Origin of the sequence: Bacillus sp. FSL H8-0547 (assembly GCA_038002745.1) — a bacterium.
Taxonomy (GTDB): Bacteria; Bacillota; Bacilli; order Bacillales; family Bacillaceae; genus Bacillus_P.
The window spans coordinates 2,491,543-2,506,752 of the sequence record JBBODD010000001.1 but is presented as its reverse complement, the minus strand read 5'-3'; the positions used below and the strand labels follow the sequence as shown (position 1 = coordinate 2,506,752).

Here is a 15,210-nt window from a genome sequence, read left to right as displayed (position 1 = left end):
TGTCGTTACAGGGAAATGTCCTTTTATCAGCACTCCTCAGGAGTACCAGTATTTGTTGCTGTTCTGAAAGAAGAACCGCAGCCGCATGAAGCAATGGCATTCGGATTGTCGATTGTAAAGCCGCCGCCCATCAGGGACTCTTTAAAGTCAATAATCGTGCCTTTCAGGATAGCCGTACTCTCTTTATCCACTACAACTTTAATGCCGTGAAGCTCAAATTGCGTGTCATCTTCGTTCGGCTCCTGTTCAAAACCCATTCCGTAAGAAAGCCCGCTGCATCCGCCGCCTTTTACGCCTACACGCAGATATGCCTGCTCCTCGCCGTTTTCTTTCATCATGTCTTTTATTTGAAAAGCTGCTGCTTCCGTAATTGTTACTAAATCGCTCATCTTTATTCCTCCTTTGCCGATTATCCAAAGGCTATGCTACCAGTATACCCAATCCGGAAAGAAGTCTCAAATGATTCAGCCTGTCAGCTGCTGTAGTAATAGACTCCTGTACAGATTACCTCAGCTGGTCCTGTCATAAAAACATTTCCTTCTTCAGACCAATTAATAAGCAAATCTCCGCCTGCTAAATGAACCGTCGTATCTTCTCCTCTTTTAGTGAACCCATTTAAAACAGAAGAAACAACGGCGGCACATGCTCCTGTACCGCAAGCCATCGTTACGCCTGAACCGCGCTCCCACACTCTGAAGTGAAGCTCGTTTTCAGATACGACTTCTACAAATTCGACATTCACACTTTCAGGAAATAGAGGGGCTTTTTCAACAACCGGACCAAGGGTTAAAACAGGTGCCGTCTCAATATCATCCACATAAAAGACCAGATGAGGATTCCCCATTGAAACAGCAGTGCCCATATACTGTTTTCCGTTAAATTCAAGAGGTGCGTTTACCGCTCTTTCATCCGGATTTCCCTGCATCGGAATTTCGCTGCGGGTAAGCAGAGGTTCTCCCATGTCAATTGTCACTTTGCTGATAACGGAACCTTCGCCTTCAAGTTTTGCATAGACAAGGCCTGAGAGGGTTTCAATTGAAAACTCTCTTTCTTCTGTCAGTTTATTCTCATACGCGTATTTCGCCACGCAGCGAAGTCCGTTTCCGCAGTTTTTCCCTTCAGAGCCGTCACTGTTGAAAATTCTCATCTTTACGGCTGCTTTATCTGAAGGACAAATGAGGATCATGCCGTCTGATCCTATCCCTGTATAGACATTCGATACCTTTACGGCGATTTCGGATATACGTGATTCTTCAATCTTTTCTTCGAACATATTTACATATATATAGTTATTTCCAAGTGCGTGCATTTTGGTAAAGTTAAATTGGTTCATAAGAGTCTCCCGTTTTTTTTCTTTTTATAAGTATAAAATGCTGGAAACCGGAGCACAATAGAAATATCCCCCGTTTGTTATAGATAATAAAAGCTCCCTGCTTCATGCAGGGAGCTTTTATTCGTTACGGCAGTCTTAAAACATAAACATTCCTGCAATTGCAGCACTCAACAGGTTTGCAAAGCCGCAATCGCAAAAAGCACGGCAACCCCCATTATTCCCCATAAAAAATTCGTCATTTCTTCATCTTAGACAATAAACTTTGATGTGTCTAAATTAACAGCCGATTTCAGCAGTGTCCATATACTTTTGACAAAAAACGATATTCACTACTTGCTACATTTTAGAGCGCTACTGATTAGTTGCCATTATGCAAGAAAGGATACTTAATCTCCTGCACTACTCCGTTTGATGGTCCTGAACTGAGAGATAAGTGCCATCAAAATAGAAAATCCTCCGCTTGATGGTTCCGAACTCACAGATAAGTGACATCAAAATAGAAATTCCTCCGCTTGATGGTTCCGAACCCAGAAATAAGTGACATCAAAATAGAAAATCCTCCGCTTGATGGTTCCGAACTCAGTGATAAGTACCATCAAAATAGAAATTCCTCCGCTTGATGGTTCCGAACTTAGTGATAAGTGAAATCAAAATAGAAAATCCTCCGCTTAATGGTTCCGAACTCACAGATAAGTGCCATCAAAATAAAAAATCCTCCGCTTAATGGTTCCGAACCCACAGATAAGTGACATCAAAATAGAAATTCCTCCGCTTGATGGTTCCGAACTCAGTGATAGGTGCCATCAAAATAGAAAATCCTCCGCTTGATGGTTCCGAACCCACAGATAAGTGACATCAAAATAGAAAATCCTCCGCTTGATGGTTCCGAACTCAGTGATAAGTGCCATCAAAATAAAAAATCCTCCGCTTAATGGTTCCGAACCCACAGATAAGTGACATCAAAATAGAATATCCTCCGCTTGATGGTTCCGAACCCACAGATAAGTGCCATCAAACATAAAAAAACACGCACCGAAGTACGTGTTTTTTAAAAATGCATCTATTAAAACATAGGATTTTCTTCCAGATACTCATAAACGTTCTTTACGAGTTCGTCTGATGTCTCCCCTGTTACAATCTCTCCGTTGACAAGGGCATAGAGTGACGAATAGCATTTGCCGCAGTACCCTAAACACCCGTATTCAATAATATCCAGATTCGGATCTTTTTCGAGCTGTTCTAAAGCAGCTTGGGACCCGTTCGCCAGATTGCTTATGCAAAATTCAATTATTGGTTTCAACCTTATCACCTCGCACCTGCAACCAATGCTACTCTTTTCATGCCCCATCGTCAATATTTAACGTTTTATGATATACTTTTCAGTAAATAACAACACATATTTATAAAAGTGATTTACTATTGGCGGACTTTGCAGATTATTAGATGACTTTTTCATAACATATTGTGGTTTATCTGCAAATTCGTTATACTTTTATATGGCATATTGCAAAGGTTTTCTTATGAATCATCCATAAAATAGATTAGAATATACTCGCTTAATGAGGAGAAAAAGGGGAATCTGCAATGAAGAACTTAGTTATTCTTGGCGGCGGATACGGCGGAATGCGCATCCTTCACAGGCTGCTTCCTGGACAGCTGCCTGATGATGTGCAAATTACACTCATAGATAAAAATCCCTATCACTGCTTAAAAACGGAATATTACGCGCTTGCTGCGGGAACGATTTCAGACCATCACATTCGCGTCGATTTTCCTGAGCATGAGCGTCTGAACACAGCTTACGGGGAAATCACTTCCATTGACCTTCAGGAAAAAAAGGTTTATCTGTCCAATCAGGAACCGATTTCATACGATGATCTGATTATCGGCCTGGGCTGTGAGGACAAGTATCACAATGTTCCGGGAGCAAAAGAATATACACACAGCATCCAGACCATTGACCAGTCACGGGAAACATATCAGCTGCTTAACAACCTGAGCGGCGGAGCATCTGTTGCAATCGTTGGCGCAGGCCTAAGCGGAGTTGAACTTGCCAGTGAGCTCAGAGAAAGCCGCAAAGATTTGAAAATCACATTATATGACCGCGGCAAGAATATTCTCTCAAGCTTCCCTGAACGTTTGAGCAAATATGTACAAGGCTGGTTTGAAGACCATGGCGTGACAATCGTGAACAGCGCGAATGTGACAAAAGTAGAGCAAAACGTTCTCTACAATCATGATGAGCCGCTTACATATGATGCCATCGTATGGACAGCAGGCATTCAGCCAAACAAAGTAGTCAGAGACCTTCCGGTTGAAAAAGACCCGCAGGGAAGGGTCATCCTGACGAAGCAGCATTTTCTTCCTGATTATGAGGATGCTTTCGTTGTCGGCGACTGCGCGAGTCTCCCTCATGCTCCAAGTGCCCAGCTTGCTGAAGCACAGGCCGAGCAGATTGTTCAGGTTCTGCTGAAAAAATGGAATGGTGAAGAACTTCCGCAAAACTTCCCTGCCTTCAAATTAAAAGGCGTGCTCGGATCACTTGGAAAAAAACATGGCTTTGGCCTTGTAAATGACCGTCCTCTGATTGGACGTGTCCCTAGACTATTAAAATCAGGGATTCTTTGGATGTACAAGTATCATAATGGGTAAAGGACAGGATGCAATTCCTGACTGTCCTCAACTAAAAAAAACGCAAGGCAGTCTGCAGCCTTGCGTTTTCTTTGTCTTTTTCACGATGCGGAAACGTAGCCGTGCTTTTCCAATTCTGCATAAATCACTTTTAATTTCGGGCTGCCTTCCCCTACCACTTCTCCATTAATGACGACAAGCGGATAGAAGTATTCATCATTCGCAATCTTTTCTGCAAATTCCTTTTTCTCCGCATCTTCGTGCTCCTGATAAATATCCACATATTCAATATGAAAGGGCTGCTGCGGGAATTTGCGTGAAAGAGCCGCTTCGAGCCATTCGCATGTATCTTTTGTTGAAGGGAGGTTTACACAGCTCGGACAGAGCACTTCAGCACCGTACACAAAAACCTTCAGTCGTTTTTCCATCGTTCTCCCCCTGTTCTTTTCTTTCATTGTAAGGGACAGCGTTCATTTTTGCCACGAAAAATACAGGCTGCTTTCCATTTTTATTCCCGCCGGAATGTGATAAAATGAAACTAATTACAGAATTTGCACCAGTCAAAACAATAGATTTTCACACGTATTTTGAATATAATAGCAAGATAAGGAAGGAGTCGATTTCAAATGACAACAGAAACTCAAATGGTTGAACAAGTTCAGGAAGTACTAGATAAACTACGTCCGTTCCTTCTTCGCGACGGCGGAGACTGCGAATTGGTTGATGTGGAGGACGGTATTGTCAAGTTGCGTCTTCTTGGAGCATGCGGAAGCTGCCCGAGTTCAACTATTACACTTAAAGCCGGTATCGAACGCGCTCTCTTAGAAGAAGTTCCTGGCGTTGTTGAGGTAGAGCAAGTATTTTAATGCAAAAGCGGAAGCGCCTTGATTAGATCCGATAGGCAGATAAGAATCCGTCAGAAAAGTCCGGTTTTGACTTTTTTGGCGGATTTGTTCTGACAGAGGATCTAGGCGCTGGAGCTGGACGTGGATGACTTATGTTGTCCACAAATTTCCATAATAGTGCAAAAAAGATGGTGAGCCCGCTCACCATCTTTTTTTTATTTACAGGTATTTATCAAACCATTCCTTAATATGATTCAGGCGGTCAATTCTGAGCTTTGGATGCCCGCTTCTTGACAGTTCATGGTTCGCTTCAGGGAAACGGACGAGCTTAGTCTCTTTTTTCAGTTGCTTCAGAGCGATGTAAAGCTGTTCTGCCTGCTCAACAGGACAGCGGTAGTCCTTTTCGCCGTGAAGAATAAGAAGAGGAGTCTCGACGTTCTTTACGTATTTTAACGGCGAATGGTGCCACAGCTTCTCGAAATCATCAATCAAATTCCCGCCAAGCTCCCATTCAGTGAAGTAGTATCCGATGTCGCTCACTCCGTAAAAGCTGATCCAGTTGGAGATTGAACGCTGTGTCACTGCTGCTTTAAAACGGTTTGTATGGCCGACAATCCAGTTTGTCATAAAGCCGCCGTAGCTTCCTCCAGTTACACCGAGCCTGTCCGCATCAATAAAATCATACGTGTTCAGCGCATAATCTACAGCACTCATCAAGTCGGTATAATCGCTTCCGCCATAATCTCCCCGGACCTGGTCAACGAAATGCTGGCCGTATCCGTGGCTTCCGCGCGGATTTGTATAAAGAACCGCTTTTCCGCTTGCAGCGAGCAATTGGAATTCATGGAAATAGGTGTTGGCGTACATCGCGTGCGGACCCCCGTGAATTTCAAGAACAAGCGGGTACTTCACGCCTTCCGCGTAGCCTGCCGGTTTCATGATCCATCCGTGAATCTCAAGTCCGTCCTCCGCTTTATATGCAATTGCTTCCGGAACAGAGAGCTCCACTTCGTTTAAAAAAGCTTCATTAATGCTTGTCAGCTGCCTGTTTTCACCTGTGCTGAAATCGAAAAAGTACAGGTCGCTCGGATGATCCGGACGGCTGATGCCAAGGACAGCCGTATGGCTTTGAACATGAACGGACAACCCATAGACGTGCTCGTTTTCAAAGCGGACAGGAACTGTCTGGCCTTCAAGCGAACCGTAGTAAACGCCTGTATTTCCCTGATCCGTCACAATGAAATAAAAGCCCTGGCTGTCTTCCGTCCAGATAAGTCCCGGATAGACACTTCCCGAAATAAAATCTGCCACCGCCGCATCGCTGATATGAACATCCCAGTCTGCAGAATAGCAGGAAAGCTCCCCAGTTTCACGATTAGACAGCCATATTTTTGAAAACGTAGCCCCAAGATATTCTTTTTCATGTCCTAAAAAGGCTACATACCTGCCGTCAGGCGACCAGGATGGATTGCCGTAAAATCCATTGCTGTTTGTCAGTTTTGTCAGGTCCTGCCCGTCAAGAGACAGAATATAGACATCTGAGATCAGGTTTTGGTCAGGATCATCCGTCATATTTGATGTAAAAGCTACGGCCTTTCCATCGGGCGACCAAGCTGCGTCGCTGCAGTCATATTCTCTGAACCCAAGCAGTTTGAGTTCTCCGGTTTCCGCATCTGCAACAGCAAGCTGTCTTTTTTTGTTTCTGACGAAGCCTGAAGCATCCGACTTATATCTCATGTCTTCAACAACGAGCGGTTCCGGCTGCTTTTCCTCTTCTTTCGCTTTTTCCAATGTATCTTCAGGAGCAAGTGCAAGAGAAACAAGGATACTCGCACTATCCGGGCTCCACACAGGCTGGGAAACGGCAAGATGCTCTTCTGTCAGTGCTTTTGCTTCTCCACCTCCTGCTGACATAACGTAAAGCTGATTTTTCCCGCTTCTGTTGGACAAAAAGGCAAGCCTGCTGCCATCGGGGGACCATCGTGGCGATGTGTTTCTGTGTTCACCAAATGTCCATTGAACCTTCTCGCCTGTTTTTAAATCAAGCAAAAACAGGTTTGATATGTAGTGATGTTTTTCTTCCTGAATCGATGTCTCAACGTATACAGCTTTCGTTCCGCAGGGTGACATTTGCGGATCGTTGACAGACTTCAGTTTGTATAAATCTTCTGCAGCAATGACCCTTTTTTCCATTTTCACTCACACCATTCTTTCTCTTAAATTTGCTCTTATTCTATTTATTTCGACAAGCTAAATAGTTTTCCTTCTCCGCCTTTGATTTTAAACTAAAAAAAGCATCCTCATCCTGAGAATGCTTTCAGCCGATCGAGTCATGAACTTGTCCCGCACCTTTTTCATAGTAAACGTTTGCTCCTTCAAGAACGGGTTCAAGCACATCCACTTCACATTTGGGAAATTTCATTTTGAGCACATCTGCAAGGGCCTTCCCTTTGCCTTTTGCAGCAAACGCAAGAACGGTCGGGCCTGCACCGCTTAGGGCAGCACCGTAAGCACCTGCTTCGAGAACAGCTTCCTGCACTCGGGAAAGTTCTTTAATGAGCGTTCCTCTGTAAGGCTGATGAAACAAATCCTTCTGCATCATTTTCCCTGCAAGCGTCCAATTGTTAGAAAGCACGGCTGCGACGAGAACGTTGCTTACTGCACTTGCTTCAACTGCCCCGCTGTATTCAAGGTACCCTGGAAGTACATCCCTCGCATCCTTTGTATAAAGTTTATACGGGGGGACAACCGCAACCAGTTCAACATCCACCTGCTGCACAGACACGAGCTCTGTTTCCTGCTCCTGATGAATACCTACAACCAGACCCCCGTACAGCGAAGCACCTGCATTATCGGGATGACCTTCGATCAGGCTTGCAAAATGAAGCTTTTCTTTCATCGTAAGCTCCAGTCTGCACAGCTCATTTGCAAGCTCTACGCCTGCAACGATGGCCGCGGCGCTGCTGCCGAGCCCCCTTGCCATCGGAATATCGCTCCATACTTCAACTCTGCAGGGTGGAAGCTTTGCATTACAGGTGCCGGCAACCTGCTCAGCCACCTGATAGATCAAATTTTCCTTGCCTTCCGGAATATCCGCCATTTCATCATTCAGGGGAACAAATGTCCAGCTGCGGTCCCTTGTGACATTCAGTTCAAGATATCTGCTGACTGCAAGGCCGACAGAATCAAAGCCGGGGCCGAGGTTCGCCGTGCTGCCAGGCACCCTTATTTTAAGCATGTCACCTTCATTCACCATGCACCGACTCCTTTAAGCTGCTCCATGACAGCACGCTCGTCATTCGGCAGTACGGCAGGCTTTATAGATGAAACATCAATGGCCGTATTCGGATCCTTCAAGCCGTTTCCGGTCAGAACCGCTACTGCCTTTGCTCCTTTTTTATAAACTCCTTTTTTAGCATTTTTAATCAGCCCTGCAATGGAAGCACAGGATGCCGGTTCGGCAAAAATGCCTTCCGTTCTGGCAAGAAGCTGGTAGGCTTCCACGATTTCTGCATCTGTTACTTCATCAATAAAACCGCCTGACTGCTCCGCTGCCTGTACGGCTTTGTCCCAGCTTGCAGGATTTCCGATCCGGATAGCCGTTGCAATCGTTTCAGGCTCTTCAATGATCTGATTCCGTACGATTGCCGCAGCACCTTCCGCCTCAAAGCCATGCATCTGGGGAAGACCTGACTGATGATGCTCGTGATATTCTTTGAAACCTTTCCAGTAAGCTGAGATGTTGCCTGCATTGCCGACTGGAATTGCCAGAACATCCGGAGCTGATCCCAAAGCATCACAAAGCTCGAATGCCGCTGTTTTCTGGCCTTCAAGTCTATAAGGGTTTACAGAGTTTACAAGGGTAATAGGGAGCTTTTCTGACATGCTGCGGACCATTGTAAGTGCCTGGTCAAAGTTGCCCTTGATGGCAATAATTTCAGCACCGTACATAACCGCCTGGGCAAGCTTGCCGAACGCAATTTTGCCGTCAGGAATAACGATGATGCAGCGCATCTTCGCACGCGCTGCATAAGCTGCCGCAGCAGCTGATGTATTCCCCGTTGAAGCACAGATGACTGTATCGCTGCCTTCTTCTTTTGCTTTGGCAACAGCCATGACCATTCCCCGGTCCTTAAACGAACCGGTCGGATTGGCGCCTTCCGTTTTTGCATAGAGTTCAAGACCCAGCTTTTCTGAAAGCACCGGCAGAAACAGAAGAGGCGTGTTGCCCTCGTTCAACGTGAGCAAAGGAGTCTGGTCGTTCACAGGCAGGTAATTGCGGTATTGATTTAAAAGACCTTTCCACATCATGAATATCCGTTCCCTTCTACGCGGTATGAACTCTTAATGCCCTGCACAACTTCAAGGTCAAGCAGGTTTCCGAGAATTTCATCAAAATCTTTATTTGAAGCCTGATGCGTCACAATGACAATTTCAGCAAGACTGCTGTTTTTAAGCGGCAGCTGAAGAATTTTTTCAAAGCTGACCCCGCGTTCTGAAAACAGGGATGTAATTGTTGAAAAAGCTCCGACCTGGTCTTTTACATGAATGCGCAGGAAATGCTGCGCATAAATTTCATCACTCTTCTTGAGCGCCTTTTCATATTGAGGAAGTACGGCACTGCGGCCGTTTACTCCAAGTCTCATGTTCTTCATTACACCGACAAGATCTGAAACAACGGCCGTTGCGGTCGGCAGGCTGCCTGCCCCCGGACCGTAAAACATCGTTTCACCGACTGCCTCACCGTACACATATACAGCATTGTATTCATTGTTTACAGATGCAAGCGGATGGAAGTCAGGAAGAAGTGTCGGCTGAACGCTGACCTCAACTTTGTCACGCGTTCTGTTTGCAATCCCGATCAGCTTCATTGTGTAGCCGAGGCGTTTGCTGTAGCTGATATCCTCATCCGTCACTTCGCTGATGCCTTTTACGCTGACATCCTCTAAATCTACGTGCATAGAAAAACCGAGGCGTGCCAGAATGGCCATTTTGCGGGCAGCATCAAGCCCTTCTACATCTGCAGTCGGATCAGATTCCGCATAGCCGAGCTCCTGCGCTTCTTTCAGCACTTCCCCGTACGGACTGCCCTGCTTGCTCATTTTTGTTAAAATAAAGTTCGTCGTGCCGTTTACGATCCCCATCATTTTCGTAATCCGGTCTGATGCAAGCCCGTCTACTAAACTTCTTAAAATAGGAATGCCGCCCGCGACACTTGCTTCATAGAATAAGTCGCACCCATTCTCAGTCGCAGCATCCAGCAGCTCCGTGCCGTAAACCGCCATCAGATCTTTGTTGGCCGTCACTACGTGCTTTTTCGCCTTCAGAGCCTGAAGGATATATTCTTTCGTATGCTCAACGCCGCCCATCACTTCTATTACAACATCAATGTCAGGGTCCTGGATGACCTCATCTGCATTTTTCGTCAAAAGATCTTTTCCAAACTCAATTTGCCGTTTCTTATCTATATCCTGAACAAGAACTTTTTTCACTTTAACAGGACAGCCTACCTGATGCATCAGCTTATCCTGGTGATCTTCAATAATTTTCACAACGCCGCTTCCGACTGTCCCGAGTCCCAATAATCCAACGTGAATCGCATTCATGATTTCTTCCACTCCCTTGATGTCTTTCTTAGAAATACATTTGTTTATGTATGATAGACATTTTCTATTATTGTCATTATAAACAGTGTGCCATTGCTTATCAATAGAGAATTTTCAGTAATTTTATTGTAATCGCTTTCTTTCCTACTGGACCGCTGTTTATATTTTTTGTAAATCTGGTTGGATTGTCCTCCATTAAAAAAAGCGTGCTGGGAAATTCCCGCACGCCGTTTTTATTCGCGGTCAAGCTGAATGTCGTTCTCGCTTTCGACAACCACATCCATGTGACCCTTCATTTCGAGTTTTTCTTTTTCCCTCATCGCTTCTTCCTCTGTAGGAAAAACAGGGCCGTCGAAAACCCGCTCCATCGTTTCTTTATCCGTATACTGCACTAAAAAACTGTTCACGTCAGATCCCTCCCGTTTTGGAGGTCATATACCCTTTTTCTCTATCGGCTAATCTTAACGGACAGGTGTAAGCGGCTCATTTCCTTCAAGAACCTTTTTAATATTCTCTATGCAGCATGCCATCATGGCAAATCTCGTTTCCCTTGTAGCACTTCCGATATGGGGCAGCGCCACAGCATTCTCAAGCTGCAAAATAGGATGATCTGCACGGATCGGTTCGTTTTCGAATACATCCAGCCCCGCTCCTGCAATCACACCGTTCTGAAGTGCCGCAATCAGGTCTTCCTCGACAACAGTGCCTCCGCGCGAGGTGTTGACGAAAATGGCCTCCTGCTTCATTTTTTGGAAAGCGCCGGCATCAAACATCCCTTTTGTTTCGCTCGTTAATGGCGTCATGCAGACGACAAAATCAGACGCTTGCAGCAGGTCCTCAAATGACCTGTATTCTGCTCCGAGACTTTCTTCAGCCTCCATATCTCTTGAACGGTTATGATACAGAATGTCCATATCAAATCCTTTTGCCCTCTTGGCAACAGCCCGTCCTATATTCCCCATCCCGACAATGCCGATTGTTTTATGATGGACATCTGCCCCAGCAAGCAGCATCGGGCTCCAGCTTGTCCATTTTCCTTCTTTTATGTAAGCTGCCGCTTCAGTCACTCTTCTTGCAGCAGACATGAGCAGCAAAAAGGTTAAATCAGCTGTTGTTTCCGTCAGAACATCCGGCGTATTGGTTATGATGATGCCTTTTTCCTTCGCATATTCCACATCCACATTGTCATAGCCGACAGCAAGATTGGCGATTACCTTTACCCCTTCACACGCATCAAGCAGCTCCTTGTCGACCTGGTCGGAAAGCATGGTCAGCAGAGCATCAGAGGTTTTTGCTTTTTGGAGCAGCAGATCCCTCGGGCATACTTCATCTTCTCTATCCCACATCTCGACATCAGCGAATGTTCTAAGCGCTTTCAAAACTTCTTCCGGAAGCTTTCTCGCAACAAATACAGCCGGCATTTCCATCCTCTCACCCTTTACCATTTTCTTTTATCTTATCATATCAGGGATGAGAGGAAGGAAATAAGCCTACAGCCAGTGAATGGAGGGCAAATAAATTTTTTTCGTTCTCATAGACAAAAGCTGTTCATATGATTTCAAAAATCCTTCGTATCTTGAAGAGTTTTTCAGCATATCTGCAAGCTTCGCCTCATAATAAGGCTTATCCGTTTCAGCAGATAAGTAATAATCTTCAATGCACTCGAAATAATGAATCGGAAGCAGCAGCCTGCTGTAGATCAGCCTCCAGGAAAAAGGCGAAAGCGGCGTTGTCCTGTCATAGTCCTCTAAAAACTGAAAACCATCCTGCCGGAGCAACTCTGGCTCCTCAAAAAACTGGTTTCTCAAGTATTCCGCAATATCCCTGCTGCAATGATCAAACACCCAGTCTGTAGGAACCTTCACCAGACCTGACGACCTCCACGTATGGGAATAAAAGCGATTGTGGCATACTGTCGCAGAATCGATCGGCTGCGGCTCATCATCAAGCTCTGTGTCGACCAAATACTGAATGGCATTCTCTGCAATCCCCATATAATATGGAAACGATTCAGCAAACATCTTCTCAAATGAATCAAGCGGCTGGGAATTCACCTTTCCCCTCCAGAAGCCTTCCAGCTGATCTGTCCGCTTTTCCCAAAGATTTTTCCACTGCCCGATCCGGCTGATTTTAGAAACCTGATACGGATAGCTTCTTGCCTTCTGATGAAAACGCGCAAGCTCTCTGCCCACCTGAAACACCCGCTCGCCCTGAACATATGATGTCTTCAGAATGCCAAATTTCCGTTTTTCCCATTCTATATACAAATTCCCCTGTTTTGTCAGCAAAAAGACGGCCACGAAAGGATCTCCCCGCTCAAGCAGGTACTGGCTCATATGGTAAAGCTCATAAAGCTCTTCATCTTCATAGTGGGAAACCGGCACAATTAAATACACATGCTGATGATGCGAAAACGCATCGTAGTGACCTACCCGGAATGTCTCTCCAATTCTAAGCCCGTACTGTTCCCGAATCAATTTTTCCACCAGATTCTCCCCCCATGTATAAAAAGTCCTTATCCTATCGTAATCGCAACTTAGCCGATTTATGTATAATTTGGCCCTGCGGTTAAACACTTTTTAATGATTGTCAATTTCGTTACACACTAAGAGAGCCATTTGCGTAAAATGGTAAAAAAGATTGGGTGAAATGGATGAAAGATAAAGAACAGATGGACATAGTCGAAAAAACAGCACGTCAATGGCTAACAGACCGCGGAGTAACACTAAATGACATCGCAGAACTCGTATATTTCCTGCAAGTCAAATATCATCCTTCATTAACAATCGATCAATGTTTGGAAAATATAGATCGAGTCCTTGCAAAACGCGAAGTTCAAAATGCCATCCTTACCGGCATTCAATTAGATATCCTGGCTGAAAAGAAAATGCTTGAAGAACCCCTCCAAGCCATCATCGAAAGTGACGAAAGCCTGTACGGGGTTGATGAAATCATCGCGCTCTCAATCGTCAATATCTACGGGTCAATAGGATTCACCAACTACGGATACATTGATAAAGAAAAACCGGGCATCCTTAAATTCCTGAACGATAAATCATCCGGCATGGTCCATACCTACCTTGATGACATCGTTGGAGCCATCGCGGCCGCTGCTTCAAGCCGATTGGCGCATAGGGCAAAGAATACCGAGTAAAAAGAAATGCGGAATCAGCCGGTTAGCTCCGAAAGTCAGATAAGAAATCCCCCGAAAAGTCCGGTTTTGACTTTTTGGGGGATTTTGTTCTGACAGAGGAGTTGGCTGATGGAGCTGGACACCACGAAAAGCGGAATCAGCCGGTTAGCTCCGAAAGTCAGATAAGAAATCCCTCGAAAAGTCCTGTTTTGACTTTTTGGGGGATTTTGTTCTGACAGAGGAGTTGGCTGATGGAGCTGGACACCACGAAAAGCGGAATCAGACAGCCTAAAAAAATGAATTTGCAAAAAAAGCACGCCTAATTAAAGACGTGCTTTTCACATTATATTTTATCAAACCACTCAGAAAGAGATTCAACCGTATACGTAGGCTTTTCATTATAGTTCACAAGGTGCTCCCGCAGAGTTACGCCAGTATGGACAAGCAGGGTATCTAGGCCTGTATTCATCCCCGCTTTAATGTCAGTATCGTAATTATCCCCTACCATCAGCGTTTCCTCAGGTTTTGTGCCGAGCACTTTCAAAGCCTGCTCCATAATAATGCTTTCAGGCTTGCCGATAAAGATTGGATCTACAGTTGTGCTGACAGCGATGACAGACGTGAGAGAACCGTTGCCAGGCAAAAGGCCGCGTTCTGTCGGAATCGCAATGTCCCCGTTTGTAGAGATGAACGTCGCACCATTGCGGACGGCAATGCAGCCGAGAGCAAGTTTCTCATAAGTGATTTCCCTGTCAATTCCCGATACTACAAAATCAGGGTTTTCATCTACAAGCTGCAGACCGCGTTCGATGAGAGCTTTTTGAATTCCCTCTTCGCCGATGACATACACGGATGCATCCGGTTTTTTCTCCCAGATAAAATTGGCAGTTGCCTGGCTTGTTGTAAACACTTTATCTTCACTTGCAGGAATGTCAAACGTGTTGAGTTTTTCTGCTACCTGCTGGGGTGTTCTTGATGAATTATTGGTCACAAACAGATAGGGAATCTTTTTCTCAATCAGCAATTTGACAAAGTCGCTTGCTTCTTCAATCCGCTCTTTGCCGCGGTACATCGTGCCGTCGAGGTCAATTAAGTAGCCGTTGTATGTTTTCAAAGTGTGTGCACTCCCTGTATATAAAAATAAGACGCAATATCATCATTGCGTCTCTTCATTATAATCCGCCCGTTTGTTAATGTCTAAAAGCAGAGACGGGTCCGAGTTCATTTTCCAGATAGGTTCTTACGCGGGCCGGAAACGAAGCTAGCACGTCTGCATGCTCCTTTAGGCAGTGTGTTAATTCCCCATGGTTAATCCCCAGGTATTCCTGCACCAGCTGCTTGCGGAAACCGATCACTGCTTTGAGACCGTCTGCTTCATCAGCCCCGATTACTTTTTCATCGAGCATAATGTCGATTATATCTTCATAGCTCCCGGGGTCACGCATGATAAATCCGTCAATGATGGCATTGCCTGTATCCAAAATGGCTTCAATCAGCATGTGGGCAAGCCGTTCAAGCGCTTTCAATTCAAGGTCAGTGTTCCAGTTCTTCTGCTCAGAAAAAAGAGTCAGGTTTTTTTCATAATAAACAAGCGTTTCTTCTATCTTTTCACGGTCGACAAAATACATCCCATTACACTCCCAGCACAGTTGAATGCTTTTA

Annotated in this window: 15 protein-coding genes and 1 pseudogene; 3 read left to right on the top strand and 13 right to left on the bottom strand. The window is 45.1% G+C overall.

Translation table 11 applies throughout. The features are described 5' to 3' along the window. Window positions 1-26 precede the first annotated feature (26 nt). The 3 genes from MHB63_12325 to MHB63_12315 all read right to left on the bottom strand — a co-directional run bounded on the left by MHB63_12325 (window position 27) and on the right by MHB63_12315 (window position 2,681). Complete coding sequence (locus tag MHB63_12325; GenBank protein MEK3807320.1) at window positions 27-389, bottom strand: iron-sulfur cluster assembly accessory protein; 363 nt, start codon at window positions 387-389, stop codon at window positions 27-29. Window positions 390-472: 83 nt separating this feature from the next. Continuing rightward, on the bottom strand, window positions 473-1,333 hold the full coding sequence (gene dapF / locus MHB63_12320; protein ID MEK3807319.1) for a diaminopimelate epimerase: 861 nt from the start codon (window positions 1,331-1,333) through the stop codon (window positions 473-475). A gap of 1,063 nt (window positions 1,334-2,396) precedes the next feature. After that, window positions 2,397-2,681 carry a YuzB family protein gene (locus MHB63_12315; protein MEK3807318.1) on the bottom strand — a complete coding sequence of 95 codons (285 nt, stop codon included), beginning with the start codon at window positions 2,679-2,681 and terminating at the stop codon, window positions 2,397-2,399. A gap of 236 nt (window positions 2,682-2,917) precedes the next feature. Here MHB63_12315 and MHB63_12310 point away from each other — a divergent pair, with 236 nt between their 5' ends. Next, window positions 2,918-3,985: an NAD(P)/FAD-dependent oxidoreductase gene (locus tag MHB63_12310; protein MEK3807317.1), complete on the top strand. Its 1,068-nt coding sequence runs from the start codon at window positions 2,918-2,920 to the stop codon at window positions 3,983-3,985. An 80-nt stretch (window positions 3,986-4,065) separates the two neighbouring features. Here MHB63_12310 and MHB63_12305 read toward each other — a convergent pair whose 3' ends face one another. Next, window positions 4,066-4,392, bottom strand: a complete 327-nt coding sequence (locus MHB63_12305) for a YuzD family protein (GenBank protein MEK3807316.1) — start codon at window positions 4,390-4,392, stop codon at window positions 4,066-4,068. A gap of 104 nt (window positions 4,393-4,496) precedes the next feature. Between MHB63_12305 and MHB63_12300 the strand changes: the two are divergent. Continuing rightward, window positions 4,497-4,830: pseudogene (locus MHB63_12300) on the top strand (NifU family protein). 198 nt (window positions 4,831-5,028) lie between these two features. Here the strand turns inward: MHB63_12300 and MHB63_12295 are convergent. From MHB63_12295 to yutH, 7 genes are all read right to left on the bottom strand, one after another. Then, window positions 5,029-7,002 (bottom strand): S9 family peptidase, encoded by a 1,974-nt coding sequence (locus MHB63_12295; protein ID MEK3807315.1) that lies wholly within the window; start codon window positions 7,000-7,002, stop codon window positions 5,029-5,031. Window positions 7,003-7,126: 124 nt separating this feature from the next. Next, complete coding sequence (thrB, locus tag MHB63_12290; GenBank protein ID MEK3807314.1) at window positions 7,127-8,062, bottom strand: homoserine kinase; 936 nt, start codon at window positions 8,060-8,062, stop codon at window positions 7,127-7,129. Beyond that, window positions 8,059-9,117, bottom strand: a complete 1,059-nt coding sequence (gene thrC, locus MHB63_12285; GenBank protein MEK3807313.1) for a threonine synthase — start codon at window positions 9,115-9,117, stop codon at window positions 8,059-8,061. Before thrC ends, thrB begins: the two co-directional genes overlap by 4 nt. Next, window positions 9,117-10,415, bottom strand: coding sequence for a homoserine dehydrogenase (locus tag MHB63_12280; protein ID MEK3807312.1), 1,299 nt, complete (start codon window positions 10,413-10,415; stop codon window positions 9,117-9,119). The genes thrC and MHB63_12280 overlap by 1 nt, the downstream gene beginning before the upstream one ends. 233 nt (window positions 10,416-10,648) lie before the next feature. After that, a complete protein-coding gene (locus MHB63_12275) occupies window positions 10,649-10,822 on the bottom strand; it encodes a hypothetical protein (protein MEK3807311.1) in 174 nt (57 codons plus the stop codon). Between the two features lie 54 nt (window positions 10,823-10,876). Continuing rightward, on the bottom strand, window positions 10,877-11,842 hold the full coding sequence (locus MHB63_12270) for a D-glycerate dehydrogenase (GenBank protein ID MEK3807310.1): 966 nt from the start codon (window positions 11,840-11,842) through the stop codon (window positions 10,877-10,879). Between the two features lie 63 nt (window positions 11,843-11,905). Further along, the gene (yutH, locus tag MHB63_12265; GenBank protein MEK3807309.1) at window positions 11,906-12,904 is read right to left on the bottom strand and encodes a spore coat putative kinase YutH; all 999 of its coding nucleotides are present in this window, start codon (window positions 12,902-12,904) and stop codon (window positions 11,906-11,908) included. Window positions 12,905-13,068: 164 nt separating this feature from the next. On the opposite strand from yutH, the gene MHB63_12260 reads away from it, so the two are divergent. Further along, window positions 13,069-13,569, top strand: a complete 501-nt coding sequence (locus MHB63_12260; protein MEK3807308.1) for a phosphatidylglycerophosphatase A — start codon at window positions 13,069-13,071, stop codon at window positions 13,567-13,569. Window positions 13,570-13,891: 322 nt separating this feature from the next. On the opposite strand, the gene MHB63_12255 is transcribed toward MHB63_12260, so the two are convergent. Together MHB63_12255 and MHB63_12250 are read right to left on the bottom strand one after the other, a co-directional pair. Continuing rightward, window positions 13,892-14,662: a TIGR01457 family HAD-type hydrolase gene (locus tag MHB63_12255; protein ID MEK3807307.1), complete on the bottom strand. Its 771-nt coding sequence runs from the start codon at window positions 14,660-14,662 to the stop codon at window positions 13,892-13,894. A gap of 76 nt (window positions 14,663-14,738) precedes the next feature. Then, a complete protein-coding gene (locus tag MHB63_12250; protein ID MEK3807306.1) occupies window positions 14,739-15,176 on the bottom strand; it encodes a DUF86 domain-containing protein in 438 nt (145 codons plus the stop codon). Window positions 15,177-15,210 lie beyond the last annotated feature (34 nt).

Coding starts and splice junctions, on each gene's coding strand:
- dapF (MEK3807319.1), bottom strand. CDS start 1,333: ATGAACCAATTTAACTTTACCAAAATGCACGCACTTGGAAATAACTAT.
- MHB63_12315 (MEK3807318.1), bottom strand. CDS start 2,681: ATGGGGCATGAAAAGAGTAGCATTGGTTGCAGGTGCGAGGTGATAAGG.
- MHB63_12310 (MEK3807317.1), top strand. CDS start 2,918: ATGAAGAACTTAGTTATTCTTGGCGGCGGATACGGCGGAATGCGCATC.
- thrC (MEK3807313.1), bottom strand. CDS start 9,117: ATGTGGAAAGGTCTTTTAAATCAATACCGCAATTACCTGCCTGTGAAC.
- MHB63_12270 (MEK3807310.1), bottom strand. CDS start 11,842: ATGGAAATGCCGGCTGTATTTGTTGCGAGAAAGCTTCCGGAAGAAGTT.
- MHB63_12260 (MEK3807308.1), top strand. CDS start 13,069: ATGAAAGATAAAGAACAGATGGACATAGTCGAAAAAACAGCACGTCAA.
- MHB63_12325 (MEK3807320.1), bottom strand. CDS start 389: ATGAGCGATTTAGTAACAATTACGGAAGCAGCAGCTTTTCAAATAAAA.
- MHB63_12280 (MEK3807312.1), bottom strand. CDS start 10,415: ATGAATGCGATTCACGTTGGATTATTGGGACTCGGGACAGTCGGAAGC.
- MHB63_12250 (MEK3807306.1), bottom strand. CDS start 15,176: ATGTATTTTGTCGACCGTGAAAAGATAGAAGAAACGCTTGTTTATTAT.
- MHB63_12305 (MEK3807316.1), bottom strand. CDS start 4,392: ATGGAAAAACGACTGAAGGTTTTTGTGTACGGTGCTGAAGTGCTCTGT.
- MHB63_12295 (MEK3807315.1), bottom strand. CDS start 7,002: ATGGAAAAAAGGGTCATTGCTGCAGAAGATTTATACAAACTGAAGTCT.